Consider the following 15333-nt stretch of genomic DNA (forward strand, 5'->3'; position numbering starts at 1 on the left):
GGATCCGCCCGCTCCGGTGACGATGTCGCCGCCCCGTGCGAGTCTCGGAGCATGAGACGCACGATCCTCCCGCCGTACCTGCTGACCCGCCTCGCCGAGGCCGACCCCGAGCGCATGTCCGCCGCGCGGCAGGCCGCCCGCCGCGCCCTCCGCGACCAGGGGCCCCTCATCCACGACCGGCGCGGACCCGGTGCCGCGCCCGACGAGGCGGCGCTCCGGGAGCGCGACCCGTCGGGGATCCACCGCACGATCTCGGACGCGGCGAACCGCGAGGAGCTGCCCGGCCGCACGGTGCGCGTCGAGGGCGCGCCCGACACGGGCGACGCGGAGGTGGACGAGGCGTACGCCGGGCTCGGCGCCACCTACTCCCTCTTCTCCGAGGTCTACGGGCGGGAGTCGCTCGACGACCGCGGCCTGCCGCTGCTCGCGACCGTGCACTACGGCGAGGAGTACGACAACGCGTTCTGGGACGGCACGCGCATGGTCTTCGGCGACGGCGACGGCGAGGTGTTCGCGCCGTTCACGCGCTCGCTCACGGTCATCGGGCACGAGCTGACCCACGGGGTCACCGAGCTCACGCTCGGGCTCGTCTACCAGGGGCAGTCGGGCGCGCTCAACGAGTCGATCTCCGACGTGTTCGGCGTGCTCGTGGAGCAGCACTCTCTCGGCCAGACGGCGGACGAGGCCACCTGGCTCGTCGGCGCGGAGCTGTTCCTCGACCGCTCCACGGGCGTCGCGCTGCGCTCGATGCGCGCGCCCGGCACCGCCTACGACGACGACGTGCTCGGGAAGGACCCGCAGCCCGGGCACATGGACGACTACGTGGAGACCCGGGAGGACAACGGCGGCGTCCACATCAACTCCGGGATCCCGAACCGCGCCTTCTTCCTCGCCGCCACGGCCATCGGGGGCGAGGCGTGGGAGGGCGCGGGCCGCGTCTGGTACGACGTGATCGAGACCGGCGCCGTGCGCGCCGACGCCGACTTCCGGACGTTCGCACGGGCCACGATCGAGGCCGCGTCGGCGCGGTACGGTGGGGGCGCGTCCGAGGTCGCCGCGGTCCAGGCGGCGTGGGAGGGCGTCGGGATCGAGGTCTAGGTGGAGATCGCCGTGTCGCGCACGGGCGGGATGGCGGGCATGACCCGCACCTGGTCGGTGCGCGTGGACGACGACGCGTCCGAGTGGGGCGACCTCGTCGACGCCTGCCCGTGGGACGAGCCCGCCGTGCCCACGCCCGGCGCCGACCGCTTCGTCTACCTCGTGCGGGCGGGCGACCGCGAGGCGCGCCTCGGCGAGGCCGCCGTCGACGGGCCGTGGCGTCGGCTCGTCGACCGGGTGCGGGACGCGTCCCGTGAGAGCCTCGGAGGATGACGCCGCCTCCCTCCGCCGACGACCGCTACGGACACGACGTGCTCGCCGCCGGCTGGCGCGGGCCCGCGAAGGCGAGGCCCCGCCCGCAGGATGCTACGCGCGACCTCGTGGTCGAGGAGCTGTCCACCGGGTTCTGCGGCGCGATCGTGCGCGTCGAGTCGGGCATGGTCGTGCTCGAGGACTACAAGCGCACGCAGCGCACGTTCCCGCTCGGCGGGTCCTTCCTGCTCGAGGGCGAGCCCGTCGCGCTGCGCGTCCCCCGCGCCGCTCCCGCCGGCCCGCGCGCACCGCGTCCGGGTCGCTCGCGGTCGCCGACCGGCAGGCGCGCGTGGCCCTGCCCAGCCGGATCTTCGTGGAGGGCCGGCACGACGCCGAGCTCGTGGAGAAGGTGTGGGGCGAGGACCTCCGCATCGAGGGCGTGGTCGTCGAGTACCTCGAGGGCGTCGACCACCTCGACGAGGAGCTCGACCGGTTCCGGCCCGGGAAGGGCCGCCGCGTCGGCGTGCTCGTCGACCACCTCGTGCCCGGATCCAAGGAGAGCCGCATCGCCGAGGCCGTCGCCCGCGGGCCGCACCGGGCGCACGCGCTCGTCGTCGGCCACCCCTACGTCGACGTGTGGCAGTCGGTGAAGCCCGCGCGGCTGGGCCTCCGCGAGTGGCCGGTGATCCCCCGGAACGTGGAGTGGAAGCACGGCATCTGCGCCGCGCTCGGCTGGCCGCACGCCGAGCAGGCCGACATCGCGCGCGCCTGGCAGCGGATCCTCGGCCAGGTGCGCTCGTACCAGGACCTCGAGCCCGCGCTCCTCGGCCGCGTCGAGCAGCTCATCGACTTCGTCACGGATCCCGCCGGCCGCTAGCCGCGCGGGCTCACGCGGGCGCGGCCGCCGTCTCGCCGAGCCGCACGTGCACGGGCAGCAGCACGTCCGCCGGCGCCCGGCCGGCGAGCAGCTCGCCCACCATCCGACCGGCGTGGACCCCGCGGTCGTGCAGCGGCTGCTCGACGGTCGTGAGACGCCGCTCGAGCCACGGCAGGTGCGCGCCGTCGAAGCCCGTGACCGTGAGGTCCTCCGGCACGCGCAGGCCCCGGGCCGCGGCGGCGCGGATGGCGCTCGCGGCGAGCATGTCGTTCTGGGCGAGGATCGCCGTCGGCCGCGACGGCAGGTCGAGCAGCACGCCGGCGGCGGCCTCCCCCGCCTCCAGGTCGCGCCCGCCCGCCTCGACGCGGACGGCGTCGGGGAACACGCTGCGCGCGGCGCGGAGCCGCTCGCGGATGGTGCGGTTGACGATCTCCTCGAGGTCGCGCCCGACCGGGATCACGGGTCCCGGCGGGCCGTCCTCCTCGATGCGCGTGGTGCGCATCAGCACGCCCACGCGACGGTGGCCGAGGGCGCGCACGTGCCGGGCCAGCTCGCCCATGCCGCGCGCGTCGTCGATGTCGACCACGGCCACGCCCTCCCCGTGCGGGCCCTCGACGCCGACCATGGGGATCCGGCGGGCGCGCAGGCCCGGCAGGAGCGCGTCCACCTCCTCGCCGCGGGTGAGGAACACGACGGCGTCGACGGGCATGCCCTCGAGCAGCGGCGCGGATCCGGCGCGCGGCTCGCGACGCCCCGGCAGCAGCAGCTGCCCCACGTCGAGCTCGTCGAGCGCCTCGCTGAGGCCCGCCATGGTCGCGAGCGCGACCGGGCTCTGGAACGCCCGCCGGATGCTGCCGGCCACGACGACGCCGACGATGCCGGACCGGCCGCTCTTCAGGGAGCGGGCGGTGGGATCCGGCCCCGCGTAGCCGATGCTGGCCGCGGCGCGCAGGATCCGGGCGCGCGTGGCCGGCGTGATCGATCCGGTGCTGCGATACGCGAGCGACGCCGTGGAGGTGGAGACGCCCGCGAGGGCGGCCACGTCGGCGAGGGTCACGGAGGTGCGGGGCGGGTGGCTCCTCATGCGGATCACCCTATTGAGGCCCTGGCGGCCGCCGCGCGCGTTCGTCGCCGGGGAGCCCGATCGCCATGCCCCGTTCACCCCGGCGCCACCGCCGCCCCTCACCATCGAAACGATGCGATCCGCATCGCTCCCCCAGCAGAAGGACACCCGAACAGTGATCCCCCGCCGTCACCTCCTCGCCCTCGCCGCCGCCGCGTCCGCCGCGGTCGCGCTCGCCGGCTGCGCTCCCACCACGAGCACGCAGGCCCAGGCCCAGAACCACGCCGTCACCGACGCCTCGGGCAGCGCCCGCGTCTTCATCTCCGGTGACACCAACGTCAAGGCCCTCTGGGACGACGGGATCATCCCCGCGTTCGAGAAGGCGAACCCCGGCGCGTCCGTCACCACGACGCTCGACCTCCACGGCGAGCACGACGCCCAGACCATGGCCACGCTCACGAGCTCGGTGCAGGGCGGATCCGACCCCGGCTACGACCTCATCGACGCGGGCTTCACCGCGGCGGCCGGCACCGGGGGGCTCCTCGCGCCCGTCTCGGCCGACACCATCCCGAACCTCGCGACCGTGCCCGACGCGACCGTGCAGTCCGGCGGCGGCTTCGGGATCCCCTACCGCGCCTCCTCCGTGCTCCTCGCCTACGACTCCACGAAGGTGACCGACCCGCCCAAGACGCTCTCCGACCTGCTCTCCTGGATCCAGGCCAACCCGGGCCAGTTCGCCTACAACTCCCCCTCCACCGGCGGATCCGGCGCGGCCTTCGTCACGACCGTCCTCGACACCCACCTCGACGACGCCACGCGCGAGAAGATGACGACCGGCTACGACCAGTCGCTCGAGGGCGCGTGGGACGCGGGCTTCGACCAGCTCAAGGGCCTGAACGCCTCCATGTACCAGGGCGGCGTCTACCCGAACGGCAACAACCAGGTGCTCGACCTCCTCGGCACGGGCGCCATCGAGATGGCCCCCGTCTGGAGCGACCAGGTCATCACGGCGCAGAAGTCGGGCACGCTGCCCGTGACCGTCAAGTACGCGCAGATCTCCGACCCGGCGTTCACGGGCCACGCGTCCTTCCTCGGGATCCCGAAGACGGCCGAGCACGCGGACGTCGCGCAGAAGCTCGCCGACTACGTGCTCTCCGCGGAGGGCCAGGGCATCATCGCCAGCACCATCGCGGGCTACCCCGTCATCTCGCTCGACCAGGTGCCCGCGGACCTGAAGGACCAGTTCGCCTCGGCCGACCCGTCCACGCTCCGCCCCGGCTACTACAGCCAGATGGCGTCGGACATGTCGAACCTCTGGGACCAGAAGGTCCCCGGCCAGTGACGTCCGTCCGGACGGCGGCCCCCGCCGCCCGGGCCGTCAGCGCGCGGCGGGTCTCCCCCGAGACCCGCCGCGCCGGCGTCGGCCTGGCGCTCGCCCTCCCGCCCGCGCTGCTGCTCGCGTTCTTCGTCGGGATCCCCGTCGTGCTCGCGATCGGCTTCAGCCTCGGCCACACGGGCGGCCTCAACAGGACCATCGCCACCATCGGCCTCGGCACGCGCACCGCGACGAGCTGGTGGGGCACCCTCGACGCCTACGTCGACGTGTTCGGCGACCCGCGCTTCCTCCGCGACCTGGGCGTCACGGTGCTCGTGACCGTGCTCTCCACCGCGATCGTCATCGCCCTCTCGCTCGCGATCGCGCTCAACCTCCGCCTGCGCGGCGGACGGCTGGCGTCGGTCTTCGCCGGGCTCGCGATCGTGCCGCTGTTCATCCCCGTCGTCATCGCGTCGTGGGCGATCCTCACCTTCTACTCGGGCGACGGCTTCGTCCGCACGGTCTTCGCGCTCCTCGGCCTCGACGGGCCGACGTGGGGCTACACGACGGTCGCGGTCGTCATCGGATCCGTGTGGACGAGCCTCCCGTTCGCCACGCTCATGGCGACCTCCGGCGTGCAGGGCATCCCCGACGCCATGATCGAGGCCGCGCGAGACGCGGGCGCCTCGACGTGGGCCATCGTCACGCGGGTGCTCGTGCCGCTCGCCGCGATCCCGCTCGTGATCGCGACGACGTTCACGGCGATCGGCGTCCTCGGCTCCTTCACGGTGCCGTACTTCACGGGGCCGAACGCGCCCAGCATGCTCGGCGTCGACATCTCGAAGTACTTCACGGGCTTCAACCACCCGCAGCAGTCGATCGTGATGGCGGTCGTGGTGTTCGTGCTCGCGTCGGGGATCGCGTTCCTCTACGTGCGCGCCAACTTCCGCTCCGCGAAGAAGGAGGGCCGGGTCTGATGCGCGCGCTCCTCTCCGCCCGCGGGTGGATGCAGGCGGCCCTGTTCGCGGTCGTCGCCGTCTTCATCCTCGGCCCGCTCCTGTGGCTCGCCGCGCACGCGTTCGCGACGAGCTGGGACTACCCGAGCCTCGTCCCCGCCGGGCTCACGCTGCACTGGTGGTCCGTCGTGTTCGAGGACGCGGAGCTCGCCGCCGCCGTCCGCAACTCGCTGTACTTCGCGCCCATCACGGTGCTCGTCTCGGCGCTCGTCTGCCTGCCGGCCGCCTACGCGTTCTCGCGCTTCTCGTTCCCCGGCCGGCGGATCCTGCTGGTCGGCCTGTTCGCCACCAACGCGTTCCCCAAGATGGGCCTCTTCGTCTCGATGGCGTCGCTGTTCTACGGGCTGCACCTCATGAACACGGTCACGGGCATCGTCATCGTGCAGCTCATCGGCACGGTCGTGTTCATGACGTGGATCCCGGCCGCCGCGTTCAGCGCCGTGCCGCGCTCCCTCGAGGAGGCCGCGCGCGACGCCGGCGCCGGACGCGTGCGCACCTTCCTGCACGTGACCCTGCCGCTCGCGCTGCCGGGGATCCTCGTGGCCGTGCTCATGTCCTTCCTCGCCGCGTTCGACGAGGCGCAGGGCACCTACCTCGTGGGTGCGCCCGTCTACATGACGATGCCGACCGAGATGTACTCGCTCGTCCTCAACCACCCGAAGCAGGTCGCCGCCGTGTTCGCGATCCTCCTCTCCGTCCCCTCCGTCGCCCTCCTCCTGCTCGCCCGCCGCCACATCATGGGCGGGCGTCTGGCCGAGGGCTTCCAGATCCGTTAGGCCGGCCATGACCGCATCCGCTCCCTCCCCCACCACCGTCGCGCCGTCGCGCGCCGACGACGGCACCGCGACCGCCCCGGCGTCCGGGCTCGTCGTCGCCGGGCTCTCCAAGGACCTCGGCGGCCGCACCATCGTCGACGACCTCCACCTCGACGTCGCGCGCGGCGAGCTCGTCGCGCTCCTCGGCCCCTCCGGCTGCGGCAAGACCACGACGCTCCGCATGATCGCCGGCTTCCTCGAGCCCGACCGCGGATCCGTCGTCATCGGCGGCCGCGACGTCACCGCGTCCGGCCCCGACAAGCGGCCGAGCGCGATGGTGTTCCAGAACTACGCGCTCTGGCCGCACCTCACGGTGTTCAAGAACGTGGCGTTCCCGCTGACGCTCCGGAAGCTGCCGAAGGACGAGGTCGCCCGCCGCGTGATGGCCGCGCTCGAGACCGTGAACCTCGCGCACCACGCCCACTCGCGTCCCGCGCACATCTCCGGCGGGGAGCAGCAGCGCGCCGCGCTCGCCCGCGCCATCGTGCAGGAGCCCGACCTGCTGCTCCTCGACGAGCCGCTGTCGAACCTGGACGCGAAGCTGCGCGTGAAGGTGCGCGAGGAGATCCGCGACATCCAGCAGCGGCTCGGGATCACGACCGTCATGGTCACGCACGACCAGGACGAGGCGCTCGCGATCTCCGACCGCGTCGCCGTGATGCACCAGGGGCGCATCGAGCAGCTCTCGGCCCCGACGGAGCTGTACGCGCGGCCCCGGACCCTCGTGGTGGCGTCGTTCATCGGCAGCATGAACCTGCTGCCGGCGCCGCGGCTGCCCGGTGCCGGGCCCGACGCGCTCGGCGCCGCCGCCCCCGCGGCGTTCGTCCCGACCTCCGCCGACCGGGACGTCTGGGCCGTCCGGCCCGAGGACGTCGCCTACGCGCCGCGCGAGGACCGGCCGGAGGCCGCCGCGGTCGCCGTGGCGGTCCGCCGCGTCCTCCCGCACGGCCACTTCCAGGAGCTCGTGCTCGACGCGGGCGGCGTGGAGGTCCGCGCGGTCGTCACCGGATCCGCGCCCGCCGTCGGCGAGGCTGGCACCGTGACGCTCCGGGACGTGCGGCACTACCGCGACGGGATCCTGGTCGACGAGCGCGCCGCGCCCGCCGCCGTGGACGCCGTCCGATGACCGCCGCGACCGCCCACCGCGGCGACTCCTCCCGGCACCGCGAGAACACGCTCGCCGCCATCCGATCCGCGGCCGAGGCCGGCGCCCGGACGGTCGAGGTGGACGTGCACGTGACGCGCGACGGCGCCGTCGTCCTCCTCCACGACGACACGCTCGAGCGCCTCTGGGGCGTCGACGTGCGTATCGCCGACGTGGACCTCGCCGACGCGCGGGCGCTCGGCGGCGGCGACCTCCGGATCCCGCTCCTCGCCGACGCCCTCGAGCTGCTCGCCGGCACCGACGTGGAGCTCGTGATCGACATGGCGTCCGGGGATCCGGCCGCCGCGGCCCACGCGGTCGTCGCGTCCGCGCCGCGCGCGCCCCGGGTCGCCTGGTGCGGGCACCTCGACGGCATGCGCCTCATCCGCGAGCTCGACCCGTCCGCGGCGATCTGGCTGCCGTGGGCCGACGTCCGGCCGCCCACCGCGGACGACCTGGCCGAGCTCCGGCCGGCCGTCGTCAACATGCCGCACCTCCTCGTCGGGCCCGCGCTCGTGGACGCGGTGCACGCGCTGGGCGCGCAGGTGGCCGCCTGGACCGTGGACGAGCCCGCGCAGATGGAGTGGCTCGCGTCGATCGGCGTGGACGCGATCACCACGAACCAGCTGCCGACGCTCCTCGACGTGCTCGCGCGCCGCGCCGCGGATCCGGCCGCAGCCGACGCCCGCGCGACCTCCCCCGACGCCGAACGCGCCCGTGCCCGCTCGGCGGCGCGCGCGCTCGCCGAGCGCGCCGTGCACCACGTGCGCTCCCACGCGGTCGGCACCGTGACGACGAAGGCGAACCCCGCCGACCACGTCACGGAGATCGACCGGGCCGTCGAGCGCGACGTGCGCGCGGTCGTCGCGGCGCAGTTCCCGCACCACGTGCTCGTCGGGGAGGAGTACGGCGGCGAGGCCGTGCCCGGCCGGCCGTGCTGGTACCTCGACCCCGTCGACGGCACCGCGAACCTCGCGAACGGCGTGCCGTGGACGAGCTTCTCGCTCGCCCTCGTCGTGGACGGCGACCCCGTGGTGGGCGTCGTCGCGGATCCCTGGCGCGGCACGGTCGTCGAGGCCGCGGCGGGCCGCGGGGCCTGGTCCGCCGGCGCGCGCCTCGACCTCGCGGCCGCCCCGGGCGGCGTGCACGCGCCCGACGCGGATCCCCTCCGCGGCCGGATGGTGAGCACCGAGCTCGCGGGCCACGCGCCGTGGCCGGGCATGCTGCCGCTCCTCGACGCGCTCGCGGCGCGGTACTGCACGCTGCGGATCATGGGATCCGGCACGCTCACGGTCGCCGGCATCGCGCTCGGCCACGGCGCGGGCGCGGTCATCGGCTCGTTCGGGCCCGTCGACCACCTCGCGGCCACGCTGATCGTGCGCGAGGCGGGCGGCGTGGTGCTCGACGCGGACGGCGAGGACACGCTGTTCCCGGCGTCGGGCGGCGTGCTCGCTGCGCGCGACCGGCCGACCGCGCTGGCCCTGCACGCGCTCTGGCGCGCGGGCATCGTCGAGGCGGCCTCCGCGGTGCTCCCGGCGGGCGCGACGGCGGCGTCGGTCCCCGCTCCGGCGGCCTAGCCCGCGTCGCGGTCCGTGCGCGCGTCGAGCAGCGCACGGATCCGGCCGGGGCCCAGCACGCGCGCGCCGAGTCCCTCGACCCGGTCGGCGAGCCCGCGGTCGGCCGTCACCACGACGACCTCGCGGCCCGCGGCCCGGGCCTCGGCCACGACGCGCACGACCTCGCCGTCGCCGTCCGCGGGCGCCGGGACCACCGCCACCCCGGGCGCACGGAGCGTCGGCGGCGCGTCCTCGCCGACGGATCCCGCGGGCAGGGACGCGTCGCGTGCCCGCCCCTCCACCACGGCCACGACGTCCGGCCAGCGCACGGCGCCCGGCAGGCCGAGGTCGGCGGCGGGCAGGCCGTCGCGGGCCAGCAGGTCGAGCTCGGCGAGGAGGCGGGAGGTGGATCCGGCGCGGTCGCGCCACCAGCCGTCCGGCCGGGAGCCGAGCAGGTTCGCGACGTCGACCACGAGCGTCACCTCGCGCGCGAGCTCCGCGCGCAGCATGGGCCAGGATCCCCCGAAGCCCGGGTGCAGCGGCAGCCCCGACACCTCCTCGACGGGCACCCAGCGCAGCTCGATGCTCTCGGCGTCGGCGACGCGCGGCTCGAAGGGGCGGATGGTGCGCGCGGTGACGGTGGCGTAGCTCCAGAAGCCGAGGTCGAGGACGGTGGCGAGCACCGGCCGGATCCCGGCGGACGGCACCCCCGCCTCCTCGGCCGCCTCGCGCGCGGCGCCGTCGACCGCGGACTCGCCCGCGTGCCGCGCCCCGCCCGGCAGGCCCCACGTGCCGCCGTGGTGGCTCCACGCGACGCGGTGCTGCAGCAGCACGCCGCGATCCGGGTCGTGCACGAGGAGGCCCGCGGCGCCGAACGCGCCCCAGAAGCGCTGGCCGTCGGGGCCCTCGACCCACGCGTCCCCGCTGTCGCGATGCGCGCCGCGCGGGGGCTCGGGCGGGAGCGGGTCGGTCATGGATCCACCATCTCACGCGCGCCTTCGATAGCGTCGGGGCATGTCGTGCATCAGGTTCACCACCGCCGCGCAGCTCGAGGCCCTGCACCGGACCGCGCCCGCCGTCCTCACCGCGGAGCAGGCCGCCGCGCTGCATCCCGCGCCCGAGGTCACGCCCAGCAAGATCCGCCGCCTGCGCCTGCTCTCCGAGCACCGCGACCCGAAGGTGCGCGAGAGCGTCGCCAGCAGCCTGCACGCGCCGCTCGACGTGCAGCGGGCGCTCGCGCGGGACGCCGACGAGGGGGTCCGCGCGTGCCTCGCCCGCAACCCGCACGCGCCGGCGGCCGTGCTCACGATGCTGGTGGGCGACACCTCCGAGCGCGTGCGCTCCTGGCTCGCCGTGAACGACGCGACGCCACAGGCCGCCGTCGCGATGCTCGAGTGCGACGAGTCCCCCGCCGTGCGCGACCTCCTGCGCTGGCGCGAGGCGCACATCGAGGCGCCGGCCGAGCCGGAGCCCTCCGAGGTCGTCGCCCGCTGATCGCGGGGCGCCGGCCCCGGCGGGCGTCACCGGATGCGGGTCAGGCCCGCCCCTCCGCCACGTCGCGCGCCTTCGCCGTGCTGCGGCGGTCGCCCGGGTAGTGCACGGGCCGCATGCCGAGCACGATCTTGCCGCGCGCGTGGCGGCGCTCCAGGTCGTCGAACGCGTCCTGCACCTCGGCCAGCGGGTAGTAGCCGGAGACGAGCACGTCGACCTCGCGCTTGGCCGCGAGCTCGGCGACGGTCGCGAGCGTGCGCGACCGGTGCACGTCGTCCTCGTCGACGGGCGGCAGCACCGCCTCGAGCTCCAGCTCGCGGCGGTCGTCGCTCGAGCTGAAGCGCTTGCCGGCGACGCCGAGCTCCTCCGCGACGGCCTCGCCGCCGCCGAAGTTGTCGATGAAGCCCTGCACGCCGTTCGGCGCGGCCGCGCGGATCCGCTCGGCCAGGCCGTCGCCGTAGACGACCGGGGTGACGCCCACCTGGCGCAGGTAGTCGAAGTTCCGCTCGCCGCACGTGCCGATCACCCGGGCGCCGCGCCGCATCGCGAGCTGCGCCTGGATGCTGCCGACGCCGCCGGCCGCCGCCGTGACGACGAGCGTGTCGCCCTCGCCGATGGCGACGGCGTGCAGCACGTCGTGCGCGACGAGGCCCGCGAGGAAGAGGCCGCCCGCGACCTCCCACGGGAGCTGCGCGGGCTTCAGGACGACGTTGCCCGCGGGCACGACCACGTGCGTCGCGTGCGCCGCCATGACCGTGTGGCCGAGGACGTCCTGCCCCTTGCGGAACCGGGTCACGCCCTCGCCGACGGCCGCGATGCAGCCGGCGAAGTCGCTGCCCTGCCCGTTCGGGAAGGACGTCGGCACCTCGTCGGGGAACCGCCCCTGCCGGATGTAGGCCTCGATGTGGTTGATGCCCGCCGCGAAGACCTCGACGAGGACCTCGCCGGGCCCGGGCGACGGGCGCGGCACGTCGACGACCTCGAGGACGTCGACGCCGCCGAATGACCCGAACTGCACCTGCTGGCTGGTGGATCGCGATGAAGGGCTCATGCGCGTCATCCTGCCGCGCGAGCCCGCGACGCGCGAGGACACGGAGGGGATCGTGAGACCTCGTTCGTAGACTGGAGCACGCGGGGGTGCAGGGAGTCGGCCGCGAACGGAGTCACGTGCAGAGGATCCTCGGTGCCGTGCGCCTGGTCGCCGCGCTGGTGGCCGTCGTCGCGCTCGTCGGGGACTTCGACTACGTGCAGGGCTTCACGACCTTCGCCGCCGAGAACTGGTTCAGCTACTTCACCACCCAGAGCGCCATGGCCGGCGTCGTCGTCCTCGCCGCGTCGGGCGTGCACGCGCTCCGCGGCGGCGTCGAGCCGCCGCTCATGGCGGCCGTCCGCGCCGTGGTGACCAGCTACGTGGTCGTGTCCGGCGTGGTCTTCGGCCTCATCGTGCTGGAGTCGAGCTCGCAGGCGTACTACGTCGAGGTGCCGTGGTCGAGCCGCCTGCTGCACTTCGTGCTCCCCGCGTACGCGCTCCTCGACTGGACCCTCGCGCCCGGCCGCCCGCGCGTGACCTGGAAGGCCGTGGGCTGGGCGATGCTGTTCCCCGTCCTGTGGTGCGCGTTCACGGAGGTCCGCGGCCCGCGCGTCGGCTGGTACCCCTACTTCTTCCTCGACCCCGCGCAGGTGGGCGTGCCGCTCGGGATCGCGGCGTGGCTCGCGCTCGTGGCGGGCGTGCTGGCGGGCGTGACGGCCGTCGTGGTGGCGCTCAGCCGCGTCCGACCCGCGATCGCCGTGCCACGCGGACGGGCGCACCGGGACCATCGGGCGACGGACGCGGCGACGTCCGAGGACGGGGCGCAGCGCCTGTCCGCGCACGCATCGCCATCGACGCCGACGCCGACGCCGCGCGAGACGGCGCCCGCCGAGCGCTGAGATCCCGCGTCCGTGACGCGCGGACGCCGGCGTGCGAGCCTGGGTGCATGACCGCCGCCGACGCTCCCCGCCCGCCGGAGGACGACTCCCGTCCCGCCCTCGCGCTGCGCTGGCCCTCCGTGATGACGCGCGACGGGGATCCGGAGGCCGCGGTCGTCGACGTGGTGAACGTCGGGGCCGCGCGGTGGATCCCCCGGGACGGCGACGCCTTCCTCGCGTTCGGCGCGTTCACGGAGCCCCACGCCCCCGTCCCCCGCATCGCCTTCGCCTTCGCGGGCGGACCGCGGGGCGCGGTGGCGCTGGACCCCGGCGACCGCACGCGCGTGCGGGTCGCGATCCCGGACGGCGACTGGGCGGAGCTGCGCCCCGGGCCGCACGACCTCCACGCCGCGCTCGTCGGCCCGCACGCGCGGCGGCCCGACCCCCTCCGCGTCAGCGTCACGGCCGAGGCGGTCGCGCGACGCCGGGCCGCCACCGCCGCCACCCGGGGCGGTCCCCCGACGGAGGAGGACCTGCGCCGGTCGTACGACGCGCGCATCGCGTGGCTGCGGACGCTCGTCGCGGCCGCCGACGCGCGCGAGCCCCTCGTCGCGGAGCTCGCCGGCGTCGCGTCCCGGGAGGACGCGGTGGGTCGGATCCGCACGCTGCTCGACCTCGACTCGGAGCACGCGCAGCTGCTCCTGCACACGCAGCTGCAAGACCTCACGCCGTACGCCGCGCAGGGGACCCGGCGCGAGATCGCGGACGCCGTGCTGCGGCGGGACGCGCTCCCGCCGGCGTCGGATCCGGACTAGGGCGTCGGCGTCGCGCCGGGCTCGTCCGTGGGCGTCGCGGTCGGGCCAGGCGTCGTGAGGAGCTCGGGATCCATGAAGGGCACGAGCGTGCGCAGCGCGGCCGCCCGCAGCGCCTGGTCGTCCAGGGCCGCGACCCGCTCCGCGGCGGCCGCGCCGACCTCGGCCATGAGCACGGGCTCGCCCGAGACGGGCATGAGGTTGTACCAGCGCGTGAAGCTGCCGCCCGCGTCGTAGGAGGTCCAGACGGTGGCCGTGGTCGACCAGAACGGCTCGGCGAAGCGCATCCAGATCCGGTCGGCGCGGCCGGGGCCGAGCGCGCGGAGGGCGGCCTCGTGCGACGACGGCAGCGCCGGGTCGAACGCGATCGCGCCCTCCTGCAGGACGCCGAGCGGCACGGTGACGACGACGCGGTCCGCCGAGAGCGACTCGCCGGAGCCGAGCCGCAGGCCCACCCGGCCGTTGCCGTACGCGATGCGCGAGACGGTGGACTCCCGCAGCACGTCGATGTCCTGGTCGCGCAGCAGGTGCTGCACGAGGCCCGCGAACCCGCCCGTGACGGCGACGTTGCCGACGGGCGCCGGCTCGTCGAGGCCGTGCGCGGCGGAGAGCTCGTCGGGCGCGGCGCCGTGGGCGATCGCGACGTCGGTGGCGAGCAGCGCGGCGAGGGAGGCGGCGGGCGACGCGGCTCCGCCCTCCGTGCTGAGGGCGTCGCCGCCCGTCGCGTGGAGGCCCGCCGCGAGGCTGACCGCGCCGGGCTCCGCGAGGGCGTGGGCGCGCGCGGCAGCTATCGCGTCGGATCCCGCGCTCGACGGGTCCAGGACCCGGCCGTCGGGGCCCCGGTGCTCGGCGACGAGCGCCAGGCCGTAGCGGGAGATGCCCGCCGCCCGGACGGCGTCGCGGAGGACGTCGTCGTGGTCGGCCGCGAGCCACAGCGCGCCGAGCTCGGCGGGATGCGGCCACCCGGTGCCGCCCACGCCGCCGGCCGCGCGGATCCGGCCGCCGAGGTCGGCACGGGCCTCGACGAGGACGACGTCGTGGCCCGCGTCGCGGAGGGCGCGCGCGGCGGCGGTGCCCGCGATGCCCGCGCCGATGACCGCGACGCGCTCGGAGCCGGCGCCCGCGCGATCCACCTCGGCCGCCGCGCGGAGACCCGAGGCGTACGCGCCCGCGACCGTGCCCGGGCGGTCGGCGCTCGTGGCCTCGCCGGCGAAGAACACGCGCTCCGACAGGGGGCGCGCGAGGGCCTCGCGGTCGGCGCTCGTGGCGCCGGGGCGGAGGAAGCTGCCGGAGCCGCGGGCGAAGGGATCCCCCGCCCAGTCGGACCGCGCGAACGCGACCGGCTGCGGGAGGCCGGCGACGCCGGCGGTGGGCGTGGGAGTCGGCGTCGCGGAGGGCGTGGCCGTGGGGGTCGCGGGGCTGGGCGTCGTCCGCGTGCACGCCGCGAGGCCGAGGAGCGAGAGTCCCGACGCGGACGCGGTGAGGAAGGTGCGGCGGGAGATCGACATGCTCGGGCCAGCGTACCGGGGAGCCGTCGCCTAGGGTCGGAGCATGCCCTCCGACGCCGAGCCGACCGTCGACGCCGGCGCGCAGGCCGCCGTCCGCGTGGACAGCTGGCTCTGGGCCGTGCGCGTCTACAAGACGCGGTCGCAGGCGACGGCCGCGTGCCGGGCCGGGCACGTGCGGGTCGCCGACGAGCGCGTCAAGGCGTCGCAGTCGGTGCGACCGGGCGACGAGGTGCGGGTGCGGATCGCGGGCGCCGACCGGATCCTCGTGGTGCGCCGCACGCTCGTGAAGCGCGTGGGCCCCGCGGTCGCCGCGGAGGCGATGACCGACCTCACTCCCCCGCCGCCGCCGCGCGACGCCGCGCCCGCGACGGTCGTCCGCGACCGGGGCGCGGGGCGTCCGACGAAGCGCGACCGGCGCGAGATCGAGCGGCTGCGCGACCCCGAGGGGATCCGCGGGCGCTGACGGCGTCCGCCGCCG

15 protein-coding genes and 1 pseudogene are annotated in these 15333 nt (G+C 75.8%); 12 read left to right on the forward strand and 4 right to left on the reverse strand.

Annotated elements, in window-relative coordinates:
* Positions 1-51 precede the first annotated feature (51 nt).
* From AES38_RS09175 to AES38_RS09185, 3 genes and pseudogenes are all read left to right on the forward strand, one after another.
* The gene (locus AES38_RS09175; protein WP_053774704.1) at positions 52-1098 is read left to right on the forward strand and encodes a M4 family metallopeptidase; all 1047 of its coding nucleotides are present in this window, start codon (positions 52-54) and stop codon (positions 1096-1098) included.
* A 12-nt stretch (positions 1099-1110) separates the two neighbouring features.
* Entirely contained in the window at positions 1111-1371 is a 261-nt protein-coding gene (locus AES38_RS09180) for a protealysin inhibitor emfourin (protein ID WP_371259394.1), read from the forward strand.
* Positions 1368-2227, forward strand: a pseudogene (locus AES38_RS09185) (DUF3097 domain-containing protein). Before AES38_RS09180 ends, AES38_RS09185 begins: the two are co-directional and overlap by 4 nt.
* A 10-nt stretch (positions 2228-2237) precedes the next feature.
* Here AES38_RS09185 and AES38_RS09190 read toward each other — a convergent pair.
* On the reverse strand, positions 2238-3311 hold the full coding sequence (locus AES38_RS09190; protein WP_053775749.1) for a substrate-binding domain-containing protein: 1074 nt from the start codon (positions 3309-3311) through the stop codon (positions 2238-2240).
* A gap of 112 nt (positions 3312-3423) precedes the next feature.
* Here AES38_RS09190 and AES38_RS09195 point away from each other — a divergent pair, with 112 nt between their 5' ends.
* Genes AES38_RS09195 through AES38_RS09215 form a run of 5 tightly spaced genes read left to right on the forward strand, consistent with a single transcriptional unit; the run spans position 3424 to position 9157 of the window.
* Complete coding sequence (locus tag AES38_RS09195) at positions 3424-4632, forward strand: extracellular solute-binding protein (protein WP_244629147.1); 1209 nt, start codon at positions 3424-3426, stop codon at positions 4630-4632.
* Positions 4629-5582 carry an ABC transporter permease gene (locus AES38_RS09200; RefSeq protein ID WP_053774706.1) on the forward strand — a complete coding sequence of 318 codons (954 nt, stop codon included), beginning with the start codon at positions 4629-4631 and terminating at the stop codon, positions 5580-5582. Before AES38_RS09195 ends, AES38_RS09200 begins: the two co-directional genes overlap by 4 nt.
* Entirely contained in the window at positions 5582-6397 is an 816-nt protein-coding gene (locus tag AES38_RS09205) for an ABC transporter permease (RefSeq protein WP_053774707.1), read from the forward strand. The genes AES38_RS09200 and AES38_RS09205 overlap by 1 nt, the downstream gene beginning before the upstream one ends.
* 7 nt (positions 6398-6404) lie before the next feature.
* Positions 6405-7562, forward strand: a complete 1158-nt coding sequence (locus AES38_RS09210) for an ABC transporter ATP-binding protein (RefSeq protein WP_053774708.1) — start codon at positions 6405-6407, stop codon at positions 7560-7562.
* On the forward strand, positions 7559-9157 hold the full coding sequence (locus AES38_RS09215) for an inositol monophosphatase family protein (protein WP_053774709.1): 1599 nt from the start codon (positions 7559-7561) through the stop codon (positions 9155-9157). The genes AES38_RS09210 and AES38_RS09215 overlap by 4 nt, the downstream gene beginning before the upstream one ends.
* On the opposite strand, the gene AES38_RS09220 is transcribed toward AES38_RS09215, so the two are convergent.
* On the reverse strand, positions 9154-10110 hold the full coding sequence (locus AES38_RS09220; protein WP_053774710.1) for an NUDIX domain-containing protein: 957 nt from the start codon (positions 10108-10110) through the stop codon (positions 9154-9156). The two genes, AES38_RS09215 and AES38_RS09220, sit on opposite strands and share 4 nt — an antisense overlap.
* A gap of 40 nt (positions 10111-10150) precedes the next feature.
* Between AES38_RS09220 and AES38_RS09225 the strand changes: the two genes are divergently transcribed.
* A complete protein-coding gene (locus AES38_RS09225) occupies positions 10151-10630 on the forward strand; it encodes a hypothetical protein (protein WP_053774711.1) in 480 nt (159 codons plus the stop codon).
* Positions 10631-10670: 40 nt separating this feature from the next.
* On the opposite strand, the gene AES38_RS09230 is transcribed toward AES38_RS09225, so the two are convergent.
* Positions 10671-11678, reverse strand: coding sequence for an NADP-dependent oxidoreductase (locus AES38_RS09230; protein WP_072174690.1), 1008 nt, complete (start codon positions 11676-11678; stop codon positions 10671-10673).
* Between the two features lie 116 nt (positions 11679-11794).
* Here AES38_RS09230 and AES38_RS09235 point away from each other — a divergent pair, with 116 nt between their 5' ends.
* A complete protein-coding gene (locus AES38_RS09235) occupies positions 11795-12556 on the forward strand; it encodes a Pr6Pr family membrane protein (protein ID WP_072174630.1) in 762 nt (253 codons plus the stop codon).
* Positions 12557-12603: 47 nt separating this feature from the next.
* Positions 12604-13350, forward strand: coding sequence for a hypothetical protein (locus AES38_RS09240; RefSeq protein ID WP_053774713.1), 747 nt, complete (start codon positions 12604-12606; stop codon positions 13348-13350).
* Here the strand turns inward: AES38_RS09240 and AES38_RS09245 are convergent.
* Complete coding sequence (locus AES38_RS09245; RefSeq protein WP_053774714.1) at positions 13347-14855, reverse strand: flavin monoamine oxidase family protein; 1509 nt, start codon at positions 14853-14855, stop codon at positions 13347-13349. The genes AES38_RS09240 and AES38_RS09245 overlap by 4 nt on opposite strands.
* Before the next feature lie 43 nt (positions 14856-14898).
* On the opposite strand from AES38_RS09245, the gene AES38_RS09250 reads away from it, so the two are divergent.
* On the forward strand, positions 14899-15318 hold the full coding sequence (locus AES38_RS09250; protein WP_053774715.1) for an RNA-binding S4 domain-containing protein: 420 nt from the start codon (positions 14899-14901) through the stop codon (positions 15316-15318).
* Positions 15319-15333 lie beyond the last annotated feature (15 nt).

It is taken from the genome of Clavibacter capsici, assembly GCF_001280205.1.
In the GTDB taxonomy this organism is placed as follows: domain Bacteria; phylum Actinomycetota; class Actinomycetes; order Actinomycetales; family Microbacteriaceae; genus Clavibacter; species Clavibacter capsici.